The 17,831-nt window shown below is 74.0% G+C and carries 14 protein-coding genes; 11 read left to right on the forward strand and 3 right to left on the reverse strand.

Going from position 1 to position 17,831, the window contains the following annotated elements; all coding sequences use genetic code 11:
* Positions 1–27 precede the first annotated feature (27 nt).
* Positions 28–699: a cysteine dioxygenase gene (locus AC2TEW_RS34705; RefSeq protein ID WP_484627253.1), complete on the reverse strand. Its 672-nt coding sequence runs from the start codon at positions 697–699 to the stop codon at positions 28–30.
* A gap of 671 nt (positions 700–1,370) precedes the next feature.
* Between AC2TEW_RS34705 and AC2TEW_RS34710 the strand changes: the two genes are divergently transcribed.
* The 3 genes from AC2TEW_RS34710 (at position 1,371) to AC2TEW_RS34720 (ending at position 7,428) form a co-directional block, all read left to right on the forward strand.
* The gene (locus AC2TEW_RS34710; RefSeq protein WP_033819061.1) at positions 1,371–1,643 is read left to right on the forward strand and encodes a WhiB family transcriptional regulator; all 273 of its coding nucleotides are present in this window, start codon (positions 1,371–1,373) and stop codon (positions 1,641–1,643) included.
* 277 nt (positions 1,644–1,920) lie between these two features.
* Positions 1,921–5,808, forward strand: coding sequence for a glycosyltransferase (locus tag AC2TEW_RS34715; protein ID WP_484627254.1), 3,888 nt, complete (start codon positions 1,921–1,923; stop codon positions 5,806–5,808).
* A 6-nt stretch (positions 5,809–5,814) separates the two neighbouring features.
* On the forward strand, positions 5,815–7,428 hold the full coding sequence (locus tag AC2TEW_RS34720) for a DUF5719 family protein (protein WP_484627255.1): 1,614 nt from the start codon (positions 5,815–5,817) through the stop codon (positions 7,426–7,428).
* A gap of 50 nt (positions 7,429–7,478) precedes the next feature.
* Here AC2TEW_RS34720 and AC2TEW_RS34725 read toward each other — a convergent pair whose 3' ends face one another.
* Complete coding sequence (locus AC2TEW_RS34725; RefSeq protein WP_055731262.1) at positions 7,479–7,937, reverse strand: metallopeptidase family protein; 459 nt, start codon at positions 7,935–7,937, stop codon at positions 7,479–7,481.
* A 43-nt stretch (positions 7,938–7,980) separates the two neighbouring features.
* On the opposite strand from AC2TEW_RS34725, the gene AC2TEW_RS34730 reads away from it, so the two are divergent.
* The 7 genes from AC2TEW_RS34730 (at position 7,981) to AC2TEW_RS34760 (ending at position 14,996) form a co-directional block, all read left to right on the forward strand.
* A complete protein-coding gene (locus tag AC2TEW_RS34730; protein WP_484627256.1) occupies positions 7,981–8,451 on the forward strand; it encodes a DUF3499 domain-containing protein in 471 nt (156 codons plus the stop codon).
* A 120-nt stretch (positions 8,452–8,571) separates the two neighbouring features.
* Positions 8,572–9,957, forward strand: coding sequence for a phosphomannomutase/phosphoglucomutase (locus AC2TEW_RS34735; protein ID WP_484627257.1), 1,386 nt, complete (start codon positions 8,572–8,574; stop codon positions 9,955–9,957).
* Between the two features lie 143 nt (positions 9,958–10,100).
* Entirely contained in the window at positions 10,101–10,283 is a 183-nt protein-coding gene (locus AC2TEW_RS34740; RefSeq protein WP_484627258.1) for a Trm112 family protein, read from the forward strand.
* 34 nt (positions 10,284–10,317) lie between these two features.
* Positions 10,318–11,508 (forward strand): SIS domain-containing protein, encoded by a 1,191-nt coding sequence (locus AC2TEW_RS34745; protein WP_484627259.1) that lies wholly within the window; start codon positions 10,318–10,320, stop codon positions 11,506–11,508.
* A gap of 88 nt (positions 11,509–11,596) precedes the next feature.
* A complete protein-coding gene (locus AC2TEW_RS34750) occupies positions 11,597–12,571 on the forward strand; it encodes a cation diffusion facilitator family transporter (protein WP_484627260.1) in 975 nt (324 codons plus the stop codon).
* A gap of 216 nt (positions 12,572–12,787) precedes the next feature.
* Positions 12,788–14,236: an adenosylhomocysteinase gene (gene ahcY / locus AC2TEW_RS34755; RefSeq protein WP_484627261.1), complete on the forward strand. Its 1,449-nt coding sequence runs from the start codon at positions 12,788–12,790 to the stop codon at positions 14,234–14,236.
* Positions 14,237–14,360: 124 nt separating this feature from the next.
* Complete coding sequence (locus tag AC2TEW_RS34760) at positions 14,361–14,996, forward strand: hypothetical protein (protein ID WP_484627262.1); 636 nt, start codon at positions 14,361–14,363, stop codon at positions 14,994–14,996.
* A 7-nt stretch (positions 14,997–15,003) separates the two neighbouring features.
* On the opposite strand, the gene AC2TEW_RS34765 is transcribed toward AC2TEW_RS34760, so the two are convergent.
* Complete coding sequence (locus AC2TEW_RS34765; RefSeq protein WP_484627263.1) at positions 15,004–15,972, reverse strand: RDD family protein; 969 nt, start codon at positions 15,970–15,972, stop codon at positions 15,004–15,006.
* 264 nt (positions 15,973–16,236) lie between these two features.
* Between AC2TEW_RS34765 and AC2TEW_RS34770 the strand changes: the two genes are divergently transcribed.
* The gene (locus AC2TEW_RS34770) at positions 16,237–17,241 is read left to right on the forward strand and encodes a stage II sporulation protein M (protein WP_484627264.1); all 1,005 of its coding nucleotides are present in this window, start codon (positions 16,237–16,239) and stop codon (positions 17,239–17,241) included.
* Positions 17,242–17,831: the final 590 nt, after the last annotated feature.

The following is a 17,831-nucleotide window of genomic DNA, read 5'->3' on the forward strand; positions in this document are numbered from 1 at the left end:
CCTGCCAGGCGGGCCGGTGGCGGTCGGTCAGGCCCGGCGCGGGGCCTGCCGGTCGGCGGCCTGCGCGCCCTGCTGCCCGTGGTCGTGCCCGTGGTCGCGGTCGTGGCCGGAGGCGTCGGTGGCGTACTGGTTCATCTCCACCAGGCCCGGCGTGTAGAGGTGGATGGAGACGGCGGGCTCCAGCGCGCCGTTGACCACCTCGTGCAGGTACCCGGCGGAGAAGACCCGCCGGCGGCCGGGGGTGAGCACCCGGGTGCCCTCGCCGGAGCCGGTCAGCGAGCGCTCGACCAGCTCGCCCTCGACCACCGTCATCACGCCGGCGGAGCTGCCGTGGTCGTGGAAGCCGCTGCTCTGCCCGGGCAGCCAGCTGAGCAGCCAGACCTCGTAGCCGGGGCCGGTCTCCAGCCGGGCGTACCAGCGGGTGAGGGCGTCGTAGCGGACCAGCGGGGCCCACCGGTCGCGGTCGGCGGCGATCTCCCGGACCAGCCGGGCGTACCCGGCGACGGTGGTCGGGTGGGCGGGCAGGTCGGTCCGGGTCAGGTGCGGGAAGGCCAGCGGGTCGCCGGCGATGGAGACGTCGCTCAGGCCGTCGGCCCAGCGGGTGACGGCGGGGGTGGTGGCGGGGGCCTGCTGGGGGAGGGCCCGGCGGGCGAGCTTGGCGCGGTCCCGGTTGCGGTTGCGGATTCGGGGCATTCGCACGGTCGAGAGTCCTTGGCGTCGGCTGGTGCTACGGGATCAGCCGGGTCCGCGGAGTTCGAGGGGACTTCGTCGCGCGGGCGGCCTCTGGCTTGCTGGGCGGCGCGCGGTGGGACGCGTGCGCCTAGATACAGCAGGAACAGAGGCGACAGCAGAGCGAGTTCGCGGCACGGCGGAGCGACGCCTGGCGGCGGCTGCGGTGGGCGGCGAACTCTGACATGTGGGCAAGGAGACCGCAAGAGGGGCGGCAGTGTCAACCCGACTCGACGGACATTCAGGTCACATCTGGGTTCAACCACCGGATGGAGTGATAAATCACCCTCTATGTTTCGATGCGAAGATCGCCGGGAAGGCAGCCCGGTGACCCGGCAACCGCACTCGGGCCACAGGCGTCCCTCCGATCGAAGGAGGGTCCGGCCGGTCCGCGCTGACGGCACGTCGACCCGCGTGTTGGTTCTGGGGCGATACGCCATCAGCCGCTACGAATGTCCGGGTTGTCCGGATATGTACACTATTCGTAACGGCTTGGTTCCGGGGAGTGAATCCTTGGCCCAATACCAGAGCTCGGCTTGACTGGGCCAGAGTGACGCAACTGTAATTTCACTCGTGTCGTTCCGCCGCTCCAGGCAACGGCAACCACGGGGACGCCAAGAGGGGCAGAGGAGGCGCGCCAGATGAGCGAGCTCTTTGAGCTTTTGATCGGTGAGGGCATCGAAGAGGACGAAGAGGAACTCGGCTGGCAGGAGCGCGCACTGTGCGCCCAGACCGACCCTGAGTCCTTCTTCCCCGAGAAGGGCGGGTCCACCCGGGAGGCCAAGAAGGTCTGCCTCGCCTGCGAGGTCCGGTCCGAGTGCCTCGAATACGCACTCGCCAACGACGAGCGGTTCGGAATCTGGGGCGGCCTTTCCGAGCGGGAGCGCCGCCGACTCAAGAAGAGCGCGATCTGACCCGGGCGGAAATCCCGGGACGGCGGCCCGCGGCCCCGTACCCGTGGCGGCGCCTCACCTGACCGGTGGGGCGCTTTCGCGTATCCGCACCCCTTTCCCGGCGACATCTTCACCAGGACCGGGAGCGTCACGGTCATCCGGAGCCGTTAGTGTGGTGCGCCATCCGGGTGCCCGGCATCCGGCATGCGCACCGCCGCCCACGTTCGGACCCACGGCCCGCCCGGGTGGCACCGCGACACCAACCGCCCTCCCACCGGAACCGGGGCCCGCGCACTCGATGACCGTCTACAGCCACCAGAGCGGCTTCGCCGCCGCCAGGCCGCCCGCGTACCCGCGCCACCTCGTCACCGCCGTGATCGTCTCGCACGACGGTGCCCGCTGGCTCCCGCAGGCGCTGGCCGGACTGCTCGGCCAGGACCGCCAGGTGCAGCGCATCCTCGCCGTCGACACCGGGTCCACCGACACCTCCCCGCAGCTGCTCCAGGACACCCTCGGCGACTGGCTGCCGGACAGCGGCCCGCTGATCCTCGGCCGCCGCTCCGGCTTCGGCAACGCCGTCGCCCAGGCCGTCTTCAACAGCGCGCCGCTGCGCCCCGAGGACCTCCCGTACAGCCTGGACCCGTCCGGCTACGACCCGGTCACCGGAGGCTGGGACGACTACGGCGACCCGCTCGGCCACGAGGACGACCTCGGCCGCGGCGGCCCGCGCGAGACCCAGCCGGTCGAGTGGCTGTGGCTGCTGCACGACGACTGCGAACCGCAGACCGACGCGCTGCGCCGGCTGCTCCAGGTCGCCGACTCCACCCCGACCGCCGCCGTGGTCGGCCCCAAGCTCCGCAGCTGGTACGACCGCCGCCAGCTGCTGGAGGTCGGCGTCACGATCGCCCGCTCGGGCCGCCGCTGGACCGGTCTTGACCGCCGCGAGCAGGACCAGGGCCAGCACGACCAGGTCCGCCCGGTGCTCGCCGTCTCCACCGCGGGCATGCTGGTGCGCCGGGACGTCTTCGAGGAGCTCGGCGGCTTCGACAAGGCGCTCCCGCTGATGCGCGACGACACCGACTTCTGCTGGCGGGTCAACGCCGCCGGCCACCGCGTCGTGGTCGCCCCCGACGCGGTGCTGCGGCACGCCGAGGCGGCCAGCCGCGAGCGCCGCGCGATCGACTGCGGCCCCGACCACCCGCACCGGGTGGACAAGGCCGGCGCCGTCTACACCCTGCTCGCCAACACCCGCGGGGTGCTGCTCCCGTACATCCTGCTGCGGCTGGTGCTGGGCACCCTGGTGCGGGTGGTCGCCAACCTGGTCGGCAAGGACCCCCGGCAGGCCTTCGACGAACTGGCCGGCCTCGGCCACGAGCTGATCCGGCTGCCCCGGCTGCTGCTCGCCCGCAAACGCCGCAAGCGCACCCGCGCGGCCGACCCCGGCGACGACCGCTCGCTCTTCCCGGCCCCCGGCGCGACCGCCCGGCTCGCGGTCGAGCAGATGGTCAGCTCGCTCGGCATCGGCGGCAGCGACCCGGGCGCCGGCCGGCACGGCTCGGTCGAGTCCGGGCCCGGCGACGACGACACCGACGACCTGGTGGTCGAGCAGTTCACGCTGATCAAGAAGCTGGCCAAGCGCCCCGCGCCGCTGCTGTTCACCGCGCTGCTGGTGTTCGCCCTGGTCGCCTGCCGCGGCCTGATCGGCTCGGGGCTCCTCCAGGGCGGCGCCCTGCTGCCGGCCGCCGACGGCGCCGGCGGCCTGTGGCGGATGTACGCCGACTCCTGGCACCCGGTCGGCGACGGCTCGACCGCCACCGCACCGCCGTACCTGGCCGTGCTGTCGATCCTCTCCTGGGGGCTGTTCGGCGACGCCGACCTCGCCCTCACCCTGCTGGTGGTGCTCGCCGTCCCGCTCGCGGCGGTCAGCGCCTACCTGGTGTCCCGCCCGCTGATCGAGTCCAAGCTGGTCCGCGCCTGGGCCAGCGCCAGCTACGCGCTGCTGCCCGCCGCCACCGGCGCGCTCGCCCAGGGCCGGATCGGCACCGCGGTGCTCGCCGTCCTGCTCCCGCCGCTGGCCCGGGCCGCCGCGATCAGCGCCGGCCTCGGCATCCGCCGGGAGACCGCCGCCAAGGGCGCCCGCCCCGGCTGGCGCTCCACCTGGATGACGGCGCTGATGCTCACCCTGAGCACCGCCTTCGTCCCGCTGACCTGGGCCATCTCGGTTCCGCTGTGCGCGGCCGCGCTGCTGTTCGCGGTCCTGCGCGGCGGCGCGTACGGATCCGGCGGCGAGGCGCTGCGGCTGCTGGGCCTGCGGGTGCTGGTGATGCTCGGGGTACCCGTGCTGGTGCTCGCCCCCTGGTCGCTGCACGTGCTGGCGCACCCGTCCCGGCTGCTGCTGGAGGCCGGCGTGGCCGGCTTCAACGGCCCGGCCGCCGGCCCGGTCGGCCTGATCCTGGTCAACCCCGGCGGCGCCGGCGTCCCGCCGGTCTGGCTGTCGGCCGGCATCGTGACGGCCGCGCTGGCCGCCCTGCTGCGCGCCGACCGCCGCCGCGCGGTGCTCGCCGCCTGGGGCGCCGCCGCGGCCGGCCTGCTGTTCGCGGTCGCGGTCGCCGGTACGGCCGTCACCCCGGCCTCCGGCGGGCCCGCCACGGCCGCCTGGGCCGGCCCCGCCACCCTGCTGACCGGCGTCGCGCTGCTGGCCGCCGCCGCGATCGGCGCCGACGGCGCCAACGCCCGGGTCTCCGGCATCGCCTTCGGCTGGCGTCAGCCGGTGGCGGCCGTGGTGGTCGCGGGCGCCGTGCTGGCACCGTTCGGCACCGCCGCCTGGTGGGCGCTGAGCGGCGCCGACGGCCCGCTGCAGCGCAGCGCCGAGTCCCAGGTCCCGGCCTTCATCGCGGAGGAGGCGAGCACCAGCGACCGGGCCCGCACCCTGGTGCTGACCGGCCCGGCCGACGCGGGCAGCGTCTCGTACGCCCTGGTCCGCGGCGCCGGCCTGACCCTCGGCCAGGCCGAGGGCACCGTGGACGCCCACGCCGACGGCTCGCTGTCCAAGCTCACCGGCCAGCTGCTGGCCGGCTCCGGCGGCGACCAGGCCGCCGCACTGGCCGGCTACGGCGTCGAGTACATCGAGGTCAAGGACCCGATGATCGGCAAGGTCCGGGACGTCCTGGACACCACCCCCGGCCTGACCCGGCTCAACGAGGGCAACGGCGTCGCGCTCTGGCAGGTCACCGGCGCGGTCGGTGCCCGGGCCGTGGTGACCGACCCGAAGGGCGCGTCGGTGGCGCTGCCCGCCGGCGTCCACGACATCTGGACCCAGCTGCCGCCCGGCCCGGCCGGCCGCCAGCTGCGCCTCGCCGAGCAGGCCGACCCGGCCTGGCAGGCCACCCTGGACGGCAAGGAGCTGGAGCGGGTCACGCTGGACGGCTGGGCGCAGGGCTTCAAGCTGCCCGCCGAGGGCGGCCGGCTCGACGTCACCCGCGAAACCGGCCTGATGCACGGCGGCTGGATCGCCCTGCAGCTGCTGCTCGGCCTCACCGTGCTGGTGCTGGCGCTGCCGGGCCGGCGCAACCACAACGACGACGACCTGCCGGAGGAGGTGGCCGCCGCGCAGGCGCTGGCCGCCGCGGTCCAGGCGCAGGCCCCCGCGCCCGGCAGCCGCCGGGCCCGCCGGATGGCGGAGCGCGGGGAGGGCGACGGCGAGCCGGACACCGGGGTGTACGCCCCCGGCATCCCGGCCCAGGCCGGCGCCGAGCCGGAGCCGGTGCAGGAGTTCACGCCCGAGCCCGAGCAGTACGCGGACCCGTACCAGGCCGACCCCTACCAGGCGGACCAGTACCAGGCCGAGCCCTACCAGCACGGCGCCCACCAGGGCGGCGAGCAGTACGGCACGGACCCGTACGCCGACCCGTACCAGGGCGCGGACCCGTACGGCGGGCAGGGCTACCCGGCCCAGCAGCCGGCCGGCTCCCCGTACGCGCAGGGCGGCGGCGACCCGTACGGCCAGGGCCAGTACCCGGACCAGTACGGCCAGTACGGCCAGTACGGCAGCGACCAGTACACCGGGTACCCGGAGCAGCAGCCCGGGCAGCAGTACCCGCCCGGGTACCCGCCGCAGGCGTACCCGGACGGCACCGACCCCTACGGCAACGGCGGTCACCCGCACCACCACGGATCGGGGAGCTGACCCGCGATGAAGAAGCCCAGCCTCAAGGCGCCCAAGCTGAAGGCGCCGTCGATCACCAAGCCCGAGTTCGCCGCCGGCGCGCTCGGCGGGGGCAGCCGCACCGGCCGCTCGCTGCTGGCCGGCGCCGTCGTCCTGGGCGCCGCCCTCGGGATCGCCGAGCTGCGGCCGCCGGTCGCCCCGGCGGCGGTCGGCCCGGCCGGCGGCGCCACCACGGCCCAGGTGGAGCGGACCTCGGTGATCTGCCCGCAGCCGCTGCAGGGGGTCACCGGGAACACCGCGTACACCCTGTTCACCCCGCCCGGCGCCGCCGCCACCGGGGGGAGCGCGGCGCTCAACGACGTCGCCCCGCCGGCCGCGGCGCCCGCACCCGCGCCGGCCCCCTCGGACGGGTCGACGGCGGCGCCCGCGGACGCCGGGGCCGCCGCCCGGCTGCCGCTGGCCAAGCCGGGGGTCCCGGCCACCGGCCCGGCCGCCAACGGCGACCTGGCGCCCGGCGCCGTCGCGGTCGCCTCCGGTGCGTTCGCGCCGGGCTTCGCGGCCTCCCAGACCACCACCGTCACCGACCCGCAGGCGATCGGCCTGTCCGGGGTCAACTGCACCCCGTCGGGCACCAGCTTCTGGTTCTCCGGCGCCAGCACGGCGGCCGGCCGGGTCGACTACGTCAGCCTGGTCAACGCCGAGAGCGGCCCGGCCGTGGTCGACCTCAAGCTCTACGGACCCAAGGGCCCGATCGACAACGACGCCGCCAACGGCATCGCCCTCGCCCCCGGCACCTCCGAGGCGCTGCGGCTGAGCTCGCTCGCCCCGGGTGTGGACGACCTCGCGGTGGAGGTCCGGGTGCGCACCGGCCGGGTCGGCGCCGGGCTGCACGCCGTCGACGGCGGCAAGGGCGCCGACTGGCTCCAGCCCTCGGTGGCCCCGGCCGCCGAGGCGGTCATCCCGGGGCTGCCGGCCGACGCCACCGCCACCCGGCTGGTGGTCGCCGCGCCGGGCGAGGACGACGCCGACCTGAAGGTCCAGATCTCCGGCAAGAACGGCTGGTTCACCCCGGTCGACCACGAGACCCTGCACGTCAAGGCGGGCATGGTGGAGGCCGTGGACCTCCCGCAGGTCACCCGCGGGGAGGTCGGCGCGATCCGGCTCACCCCGAGCGACCCGGCCCACCCCACGCCGATCGTCGCGGGGGTGCGGATCGACCGGGCCAAGAACGGCAAGTCGGACGCCGCCTGGCTGTCCGGCGCCGGTCCGGTCGGCGCCCGCGCCAGCATCGCGGACAACCGCGGCGGCGGGCAGACCCAGCTCATCCTGACCGCGGTCGGCGAGGAGGCCAAGGTCCGGATCACGGCCTCCGCGGGCAGCGCCGGCGGCACCCCCGCGACCAAGGAGGTCACCGTCCCGGCCGGTGCCACGGTGGCCGCCGAGGTCCCCGAGCCGGCCGGCCTGAACGGCGTCTTCGGCCTGACCCTGGAGACCCTGTCCGGCGGCCCGGTGACGGCCGCCCGGATGCTCACCGTCCCGGCCAAGGACATCCAGATGTTCACCAGCCAGACCCTCGCGGACGACCGCAGCACGGTGCGGCTGCCGTACGTCCAGGGCGACCCCGGCGTCCTGGTGCGCTGACCCGCCGGGTGCGTCGACCCGCGGCCCACCGGGCCGCGGGTCGGCCCGGGTCAGTCCTCGCCGTAGCGCGGGTCGATCGCGTCCGGGGACTGCCCCAGCAGCTCGGCCACCTGCTCGATCAGGATCTCGTGCACCAGCGCGGCCCGGTCCTCGCGCGACTTCATCCGGATCTCCACCGGACGCCGGTAGACCACGATCCGGCTCCGGCGGCCCGGCGCGGCCGGAATCACCCGCCCGAGCGGCACGCTGTCCGGCTCCCGCTCACCCTCCGCGGGGAGCGGCACCTCCAGGACCGCGAACTCGACCTCCTCCAGCTGCGGCCAGCGCCGCTCCAGCCGCTCCACCGACTCGCGCACGTAGTCGTCGAAGAGCTCGGAGCGGGTGAGCGAGATCGGCACCTGCGGCGGCGCCAGCGGCCCGCGCAGGCCGCGGCCGTGCCGATCACGGTGCCTGGCACGGCTGGGTGGTCCGGCCGGGGACGCCGGAGGCTGGGGTGCGGAGCTGTCCATATCAACGTCGAGCGTAGCCCTTGCCCGACCGGACGTGGACCATTTGCACACCCCGCGTGACGGCGACACACCGCGCCCACCGGGGGAGGGTCTTCGCGGCCCGCTCGGGAGTGCGGTACCGTCCACCCTCGTGAGCTCTGTACGTCGTTGTTCGCGGACCGCGTGCGGCCGTCCGGCCGTGGCCACGCTGACGTACGTCTACGCCGACTCCACGGCCGTCCTCGGACCGCTCGCCACCTACGCCGAACCGCACTGCTACGACCTGTGCGCCGAGCACGCCGAGCGGCTCACCGCGCCGCGCGGCTGGGAGGTGGTCCGGCTCGCCGCCGACACCAACCCGCTGCGCCGCAGCAGCGACGACCTGGAGGCGCTGGCCAACGCGGTCCGCGAGGCGGCCCGCCCGCAGGAGCGCCCCGGCGACCGCGGGTCCCGGCCGGGCCGGCCCGGCGAGGGCGAGTCCGGCGAGTCCGGCCGCCGCGGCCACCTGCGGGTGCTGCGCTCACCCGACAACTGACCGCCCCCGCCCCGCCGGACGCCGCCCCCCGGGCCCCCGGCACCGCCGCCGTCACCTGGGCCCCACCAGCTGCGGGTACGCTGCCCTTCGTCCGAGCAGATACACATCAGGAGCGGTCAGGTGCGGGACCTCAAGCAGCTTGTGAAGGCCTACGACGTCCGGGGTGTGGTTCCGGACCAGTGGGACGAGGCTTTGGCCCGCGCGTTCGGCGCGGCGTTCGTCCAGGTGGTGGGTGCCTCCGCGATCGTGGTCGGCCACGACATGCGGCCCTCCTCGCCGGGCCTCACCCGGGCCTTCGCCGAGGGCGCCGCCGGCTACGGCGCGGACGTGGTCGAGATCGGCCTGTGCTCCACCGACCAGCTCTACTACGCCAGCGGCCGCCTCGACCTCCCGGGCGCGATGTTCACCGCCAGCCACAACCCGGCCCAGTACAACGGCATCAAGCTCTGCCGCGCCGGCGCCGCCCCGGTCGGCCAGGACACCGGTCTGGACGAGATCCGCGAACTGGTGGAGTCCTGGCTGGACGAGGACGGCACCGTCACCGTCCCGGCCACCGGCGCCACCACCGGCACCCTGTCCGCACAGGACACCCTGACCGGCTACGCCGACCACCTGCGCTCGCTGGTCGACCTGACCGCGATCCGCCCGCTGAAGGTCGTCGTCGACGCCGGCAACGGCATGGGCGGCCACACCGTGCCGACCGTCTTCGAGGGCCTGCCGCTCGACCTGGTGCCGATGTACTTCGAGCTGGACGGCACCTTCCCCAACCACGAGGCCAACCCGCTCGACCCGAAGAACCTGGTCGACCTGCAGGCCGAGGTGGTCAAGGCCGGCGCCGACATCGGCCTGGCCTTCGACGGCGACGCCGACCGCTGCTTCGTGGTCGACGAGCGCGGCGAGCCGGTCTCCCCGTCCGCCATCACCGCGCTGGTCGCCGCCCGCGAGATCGCCCGGGCCCGGGCCGCGGGCGAGGACCGGCCGACCGTGATCCACAACCTGATCACCTCCTGGACCGTCGCCGAGGTGGTCGAGGAGCTCGGCGCCGTACCGGTCCGCACCCGGGTCGGCCACTCCTTCATCAAGCAGGAGATGGCCCGCACCGACGCGATCTTCGGCGGCGAGCACTCCGCGCACTACTACTTCCGCGACTTCTGGCGCGCCGACACCGGCATGCTGGCCGCCCTGCACGTCCTCGCCGCCCTCGGCGGCCAGGACGGCACCCTCTCGGAGCTGACCGCCCGCTACGACCGCTACGCGGCCTCCGGCGAGATCAACTCCACCGTCGCCGACCAGCAGGCCCGCACCGCGGCCGTCCGCGCCGCCTACGGCGACCAGCCGGGCGTCACCGTCGACGAGCTGGACGGCCTCACCATCGCCGGCGGCGACTGGTGGTTCAACCTGCGCGCCTCCAACACCGAGCCGCTGCTGCGCCTGAACGTCGAGGCCAAGGACCCCGCCAGGATGGCCGAGCTGCGCGACGCCGTGCTGGCCCTGGTCCGGGCCTGACCCCGCCGCCCCGGCACCGGCCCGCCCCTGCGGCGGCCGGATCGCCGAGGCGCCGACCCCGCCGATGCCCCGGCCGGTAGTGTTGCTACCGGCCGGGGCGCCGCCGTACCCGCCCCCTCTGCACGAAGCTGGAGCCCCACACCATGAGCCTGCCGTCCTCCCTGCTGGAGATCCTGGTCTGCCCGCAGTGCCACGCCCCGCTCACCGAGAGCGTCCAGGGCGAGGAGCACGAGCTGCGCTGCACCGGCGACAGCTGCGGCCTGGTCTACCCGGTCCGCGACGGCATCCCGGTCCTGCTCCTGGACGAGGCCCGCCGCCCCTCCTGACATCCCGCCCGGTCACCCGCTGGAGGCCAGCCGCATGCTCGACGACTCCCTGCTCGACGACCCGGCCGCCCTGCTGCGCGCCGACCGGCAGCACGCCCTGCTCGCCCTGGCCGGGGCCGGCGCCCGGATCCGGATCGCCCGGCGGCTCGCCGACGCGGCCGGCCTGGCCGGCCTCAACCCCGAAGGGCGTCCCCGCACGACCGTGGTCGCCGGCAGCGGCAGCGCGCTGACCGCCGCCGCGGCGCTCGCCGCCCTGGCGGTGCCCAACTGCCAGGTGCTCCCGCTGCCCCCGGCCGAGGCCCGGGCGGCCGGACCGGTGTTCACCGCCGGACTGGGCTGGCAGCTGCCCGGCTGGATCGGCCCGCTCGACCTGGTGGTGCTGGCCTCCGTCCAGGGCATCGAGGGCGGCCTGGTCTCGCTCGCCGAGCAGGCGTATACCCGCGGCTGCGCCATCGCGGTGATCGCCCCGGAGAGCAGCCCGCTGGCCGAGGCCGCGCTGCAGGTCCGCGGCCTGCCGCTGCCGTACCCGCCGAGCACGGTCGAGGACGGCGACCAGCCGCAGACCGACGAGCCCGACCTGCCCGCCGAGGATCCCGGCGCCCTGTGGGCGTTCCTCGCCCCGCTGCTCGCCCTGGCCGAGAAGACCGGGGTGACCCAGCTGCCGGCCGGCTCGCTGGCCGCCGCCGCCGACCGGCTGGACGAGGTCGCGGTCCGCTGCCGCCCCGACGCCCAGGCGTACACCAACCCGGCCAAGACGCTGGCCGCCCAGCTCTCCGACACCGTCCCGCTGCTGTGGGCCGACGGGCCGGTCACCGGCGCCGCCGCCGAACGGTTCGCGGCGATGCTCGCCGACCGGGCCGGACTGCCCGCACTGACCGGTCTGCTCCCGCGGGCGCTCACCGCGCACCGCGGCATGTTCGTCGGCCGCCTCGGCGCCGGCGCCGACCCGGACGACTTCTTCCGCGACCGGGTCGAGGAGCCCGAGGCGCTCCAGCTCCAGCTGGTCCTGCTGCGCCGCACCCCGGGCGTCGAGGAACTGGCCGAGGCCGGGCACAGCGTGAGCCGGGCCCGCCGGCTCGCCGACGCCCACGAGGTCCGGCTGACCGAGTACTCCTCCAGCCTGGAGGACCCGCTGCAGGCGCTCGCCGAACTGGTCGGCCTGACCGACTTCGCCGCCGTCTACCTCGGCCTGGCCGGCCAGGGCCGACCGGATGGCGGCCGGTAGCCGGGCCGCCCACCGCCCCCGCGATAATGTGCGCTCGACAATCCACGGCCGGACCGTTCCGGCCCAGTCGGAGGGACCCGAGCACACCATGAGCACCGAAGGCGGCACCAAGGCACTGGTCGCGGCGCTGTCCGCCAACCTGGCAATCGCGGCCGCCAAGTTCGTGGCCTTCGCGTTCTCCGGCTCCTCCTCGATGCTGGCGGAGGGCGTCCACTCGGTGGCCGACTCCGGCAACCAGGTCCTGCTGCTGATCGGCGGCAAGCGGGCGGCCCGCGAGGCCGACGCCCAGCACCCGTTCGGCTACGGCCGCGAGCGCTACGTCTACGCCTTCCTGGTCGCCGTGGTGCTGTTCAGCGTCGGCGGGCTGTTCGCCTGCTTCGAGGGCTACGAGAAGATCAGCCATCCGCACGAGCTGGAGAGCTGGTACTGGCCGGTCGGGGTGCTGGTCTTCGCCATCCTGATGGAGGGCTGGTCGTTCCTGACCGCCTACCGGGAGGCCGTCAAGGACAAGGGCCGGCACGGCTGGACCGCGTACATCCGCCGGGCCAAGGCCCCGGAGCTGCCGGTCGTGCTGCTGGAGGACACCGGCGCCCTGATCGGCCTGGTGCTGGCACTGCTCGGCGTCGGCCTCACCGTCATCACCGGCGACGGCGTCTGGGACGGCATCGGCACCCTGGCGATCGGCATCCTGCTGGTGGTGATCGCGGTGGTGCTGGCCGTCGAGACCAAGTCCCTGCTGGTCGGGGAGTCCGCCAACCAGGAGGTGGTGGGCCAGATCCGGGACGCCCTGGTCGACCACGACTCGGTCACCGACGTCATCCACATGCGCACCCTGCACGTCGGCCCGGAGGAGCTGCTGGTCGCCGCCAAGATCGGGGTCAACGCGGAGGACAGCGCCGCCCAGATCGCCGAGGCGATCGACCTGGCCGAGGCGCGGGTCCGCCGGGCCGTCCCGATCGCCCGGGCGATCTACCTGGAGCCCGACATCTACAGCGCCGAGAAGGCCGCCGCCGGCCCCGACCCGGAGGCCACCCCCGGCGGCCCCGGACCGGCCGCGCACTGACCTGAACCTGGTGTGTACGCCCCGGCGCACGGCCCGGTCGGTGTAGATTCGTCCGCAGAGCCAAACGTCGCTGCTGATGGCGGTCGGTCCGCGCGGTGCGCGGGTCGAGGGAGAGAGGTCCTCCGACGGATTGTGCCGCAGCAGAGGGCCCGACCGCGGCCGCTCTGCAGCTCAGCACACCCGTTACCAGGCCCACCGCAGCGAGGAGCCCCACGCATGTCGTCGAACCCCACCGGTGACTTCAAGGTCGCCGACCTCTCCCTGGCCCCGTTCGGCCGCAAGGAGATCCAGCTCGCCGAGCACGAGATGCCCGGCCTGATGTCGATCCGCAAGGAGTACGCGGCCTCCCAGCCGCTGGCCGGCGCCCGCATCACCGGCTCGCTGCACATGACCGTGCAGACCGCCGTGCTGATCGAGACGCTGACCGCGCTCGGCGCCGAGGTCCGCTGGTGCTCCTGCAACATCTTCTCCACCCAGGACCACGCCGCCGCGGCCATCGCGGTCGGCCCCGAGGGCACCCCGGAGAACCCGGCCGGCGTCCCGGTCTTCGCCTGGAAGGGCGAGACCCTGGAGGAGTACTGGTGGTGCACCGAGCAGGCGCTCACCTGGCCCGACGGCCAGACCCCGAACATGATCCTGGACGACGGCGGTGACGCCACCCTCCTGATCCACAAGGGCGTCGAGTTCGAGAAGGCGGGCGAGGCCCCGGCCCCGTCCACCGCGGACAACGAGGAGTACCGCCTCATCCTGGAGGTGCTCAACCGCACCCTCACCGAGTCGCCCAGCAAGTGGACCGAGATCGCCGCCACCATCAAGGGCGTGACCGAGGAGACCACCACCGGCGTCCACCGCCTGTACGAGATGCACCGCGACGGCAAGCTGCTGTTCCCGGCCATCAACGTCAACGACTCGGTCACCAAGTCGAAGTTCGACAACAAGTACGGCTGCCGCCACTCCCTGATCGACGGCATCAACCGCGCCACCGACGTCCTGATCGGCGGCAAGGTCGCCGTCGTCGCCGGCTACGGCGACGTGGGCAAGGGCTGCGCCGAGTCGCTGCGCGGCCAGGGCGCCCGGGTCATCGTCACCGAGATCGACCCGATCTGCGCGCTGCAGGCCGCCATGGACGGCTACCAGGTCGCCACGCTGGACGACGTCGTCGAGACCGCCGACATCTTCATCACCACGACCGGCAACAAGGACATCATCATGGCCTCCCACATGGCCCGGATGAAGCACCAGGCCATCGTCGGCAACATCGGCCACTTCGACAACGAGATCGACATGGCCGGCCTCGCCCAGCTCCCCGGCGTGGTGAAGACCGAGGTCAAGCCGCAGGTCCACGAGTGGCGCAAGGAGGACGGCCGCACCATCATCGTCCTCTCCGAGGGCCGCCTGCTGAACCTGGGCAACGCGACCGGCCACCCGTCGTTCGTGATGTCCAACTCCTTCGCGAACCAGACCATCGCGCAGATCGAGCTGTTCACCAAGACCGCCCAGTACCCGATCGGCGTCTACGTGCTCCCCAAGCACCTGGACGAGAAGGTCGCCCGCCTCCACCTGGACGCGCTGGGCGTCAAGCTCACCACCCTGACCCAGGAGCAGGCCGACTACATCGGCGTCCCGGTCGAGGGCCCGTACAAGGCGGACCAGTACCGCTACTGATCCGTGCCCGACCGGTGGCCGGCACCCCCGCCCGGGGGTGCCGGCCACCGGCATCCCCGGGCGCCGCGGCGCCCGGCCACCGGCGCCCGGCCACCGCTCGGGGCCGCCCGCGTAGGCTTCGGCCATGCCCAACGGCCGCTACTCGCTCACCGACACCCACGACCACGTCCTGCTGGGCGAGGAACGGTTCAGCTGCGCCCCCGGCCCGGCCGGCTGGCGCTACGTCTCCAAGACGTACGGCCCCGACGGCGCCACCCTGGCCACCACCGACCTGACCCTCGACTCCCGCAGCCGCCCGATGCGCCTGGAACTGCGGGCCGGCGGCTGGCAGGTGCGCGGCGGCGCGGTGGACGGCGTCGCCTGGGTCCGCACCGACGCGGCCGACCCGGCAGGCGGGGAGGCCGTCGAAGGACACGACCGGGCGCACGCGTTCAGCGGCAGCTCACCGGCGTTCCTGATCGCCACCGCCCGGCTGCTGCGGCTGCGCCCCGGCGGCAGCGCGCGGATCCGCCTGGTCGCCTTCACCGACCCGGTCCTCGCCCCGCGGACCGTCGACCAGGGCTGGCAGCTCGAAGCCGTCGAGTCCCATCCCACCGACAGCGGACCGCTGGAGGTCGAGCGCTACCAGGTCGCCGACCTGGCCACCGGTGAACAGCACCTGGTGCACCTGGCCGGCGACGTGGTGCTGGCGGCACCCGGCATCGAGCTGGAGGAACTCGAGTCCCCGCCCAACCGGTGGCCGGCGGAGTACGGCGGCTGAGCCGCCGTCAGGCCGGCGGCGCGAAGCCGCCCGGCGCGGCCCCACCCTGCTGCTGAGGCTGGTGCCCGTGCTGTGGCTGGGGCTGGGGCTGGGGCTGCGGCTGCGCCTGCGGCTGTGGTGCCGGTGCCGGTGCGGGCTGCGGGACCGCTGCGGCCTGCTGCGGCGGCGCCGGCCGGTGGTACGGCTGCCCGGGCACCGCACCCCAGCGCGGCGCCGCGGCGGTCGCCCGCTCCCACTCCCGGCGCTGCCGCTCGGTCAGCACCGCGCCCAGGTACATCGCCGGCATCACCCCGTACGGCACGGGACGGCCGGTGTGCCCGGCCAGGTCGGCCGACAGCCGCTGCGCCATCCCGTGGGCCACCGCGGGGTCGAGCTGGCCGATCCGGCCGAGGTACTGGCGGATCGCCAGCCAGAGCGGCTCGGGAACGGCGGAGAGGTCCATCGCGACCAGATCGGCCCCCAGCGCGTGCAGCACCTGCGGCGGCACCGGCGGCAGCGCGCCGTGGCCCAGCGCGGCCGCGGGCACCCGCTCGCGGACCACCAGGGTCCCGGCGAAGATGTCGCCCAGCCGCCGGCCCTCGGGGGAGATCAGGGAGCTGATGACCGCGGGGGCGCCGGCCATCGAGAACTCGACGACCGCGACCAGCCCGCGCACCAGCGCGTGCCGGAACCGCACCGGGCCGCCGTCCGTGCGCACCACCCGGAGCCCGAGCGCGAGCTTGCCGAGCGAACGCCCCTTGGACAGCGTCTCCACCAGCACCGGCAGGACCACCAGGAAGAACACCAGGATCGAGAGCATGATCGCCGCGATCGCGGCCTCATCGGCGTTGCCCGCCACCGCGATGGCCACCATCGCCGTGACGATCCACCCGATCACCTGGGCCACGGTGTCGATCAGACGGGCCAGCGCCCGGCTGGGCAGCTTCGCGGCCCGCAGCCCCAGGACGACCGCCTCACCTGTCACCAGGTCGCTCACAACACCCACCCGCTCCGTTCGTGGCAACCGGACGGCCCCCAGCCCCCCGTGCTGCATCAGCGCCAAACAGTACGGGGACGCTCCGGCGACGGGAAGACTGGTCCCGCTCCCGGACGGCCGCCCGCCGCTGCGCCTGCCGTCGGTGCGGCCGGGTGCGGGGATCACCTGCCGACGGCCCGGCGGCCTCTGGCAAGCTAGGCGCACCCGGGCGCCACGCACCACGGCCCGCACCCGCCGTCACCCCGCTGCACTGGAGCGAGCCGCATGGATCTGGACGTCTTCGTCGCCACTCACCAGGCGGAGTGGCAGCGTCTGGAGACCCTCGCCAAGCGGCGCCGCCTCAGCGGGGAGGAGGCCGACGAGCTGATCGCGCTCTACCAGCGCGCCACCAGCCACCTCGCCCAGGTCCAGGCGACCGTGCCCGATCCCGTCCTGGAGGGCCGCCTCACCTCGCTGGTCGCCCGCGGCCGCGGCGCCGTCACCGGGGCCCGGAACTCCTCCTGGCGCGACGTCGGCCGCTTCTTCGCGGTCAGCTTCCCGTCCGCGCTCTACCGGGCCCGGTACTGGTGGATCCCGATCGCGCTGCTCTCGCTGGCCCTCACGGTGGTGATCGCCTGGTGGGTGGCCACCCATCCCGAGGTCCGCGACAGCATCGCGGGCCCGGAGGCCTTCAAGGAGCTGACCAAGCCCGGCGGCGAGGCCGAGTCCTACTACTCGGAGCACCCGGCGAGCGCCTTCGCCGCCCAGGTGTGGACCAACAACGCGTGGATCGCCGCCCAGTGCCTGGTCTACGGCGTCCTGCTCGGCATCCCGGTGATCCCGGTCCTGCTGGGGAACATCGCGAACCTGGGCGTCGGCATCGGCCTGATGGCGGCGGCCGGCCGGCTCGACCTCTTCCTCGGCCTGCTCATCCCGCACGGCCTGCTGGAACTCACCGCCGTGTTCGTCGCGGCCGGAATGGGCCTGCGCCTCGGCTGGACGATCATCAGCCCCGGCCCGCGCACCCGCCGCACCGCCCTCGCCGAGGAGGGCCGGGCCACCATCGGCATGGCGCTGGGCCTGACGGTGGTCCTGTTCGTGTCCGGCATCCTGGAAGCCTTCGTCACCCCGTCCGGCCTACCGACCTGGGCCCGGATCACGATCGGCGTGGTGGCCGAGGTCCTGTTCCTCCTCTACGCCCTGGTTCTGGGCCGACGCACCGCCTCCCGCGGGGAGTTCGGCGACATCGAGGAGTCGGACCGCCCCGACCTCCAGCCCGTCGCAGCCTGACCTGCGGAGCTGGTAGGGTCATGATCATCCCTCCAGATCCATTGACGTGGCCCTGGTCGGCTAGTAGGTTTGAACGGTTGGGTCCGACTGGACAACAGTCGGGGCCGGGCGTAGTGTCTACGACACCGCCAAGCCTGGGCATCACATCCACTCGGATGTTGGCCGGCAAAGCGAAAAACCCCTTGTGACTGAGCACTCCGAAGCTTTGATAAGCTTCACTGCGAAGTCGAATGAAATCCCCCGAGCGGGAATTCAGGGAAACGAAGGCCGGTAAAACGGCCGGAAAACATCTGATAAGCTCGGAACACGAAAGAACGAAGCGCCCGGAGGGCCCGCTGGAAGGCGGTCCGAAGGAAGCGTCCGTTCCTTGAGAACTCAACAGCGTGCCAAAAGTCAACGCCAGATATGTTGACATCCCCGGCCGGTCCGTTCGGATCGGTTGGAGATTCCTTTAGTAACAAAACACTAGCGAGGACGCAGTGCGCGGGGCCGCCCTATTCCGGTGGTTGCCGTGCCGCTCAACGCGGGTGTAGGCCGGATTACCGGCAGACATTCACGGAGAGTTTGATCCTGGCTCAGGACGAACGCTG

This window comes from Kitasatospora sp. NEAU-CNBT7 (assembly GCF_057220535.1).

Bases quoted from the DNA above. Each gene is read 5' to 3' on its own strand.
- AC2TEW_RS34760 (WP_484627262.1), top strand. From the start codon at position 14,361: ATGCCCAACGGCCGCTACTCGCTCACCGACACCCACGACCACGTCCTG.
- AC2TEW_RS34740 (WP_484627258.1), top strand. From the start codon at position 10,101: ATGAGCCTGCCGTCCTCCCTGCTGGAGATCCTGGTCTGCCCGCAGTGC.
- AC2TEW_RS34720 (WP_484627255.1), top strand. From the start codon at position 5,815: ATGAAGAAGCCCAGCCTCAAGGCGCCCAAGCTGAAGGCGCCGTCGATC.
- AC2TEW_RS34725 (WP_055731262.1), bottom strand. From the start codon at position 7,937: ATGGACAGCTCCGCACCCCAGCCTCCGGCGTCCCCGGCCGGACCACCC.
- AC2TEW_RS34770 (WP_484627264.1), top strand. From the start codon at position 16,237: ATGGATCTGGACGTCTTCGTCGCCACTCACCAGGCGGAGTGGCAGCGT.
- AC2TEW_RS34710 (WP_033819061.1), top strand. From the start codon at position 1,371: ATGAGCGAGCTCTTTGAGCTTTTGATCGGTGAGGGCATCGAAGAGGAC.
- AC2TEW_RS34715 (WP_484627254.1), top strand. From the start codon at position 1,921: ATGACCGTCTACAGCCACCAGAGCGGCTTCGCCGCCGCCAGGCCGCCC.
- ahcY (WP_484627261.1), top strand. From the start codon at position 12,788: ATGTCGTCGAACCCCACCGGTGACTTCAAGGTCGCCGACCTCTCCCTG.
- AC2TEW_RS34750 (WP_484627260.1), top strand. From the start codon at position 11,597: ATGAGCACCGAAGGCGGCACCAAGGCACTGGTCGCGGCGCTGTCCGCC.
- AC2TEW_RS34745 (WP_484627259.1), top strand. From the start codon at position 10,318: ATGCTCGACGACTCCCTGCTCGACGACCCGGCCGCCCTGCTGCGCGCC.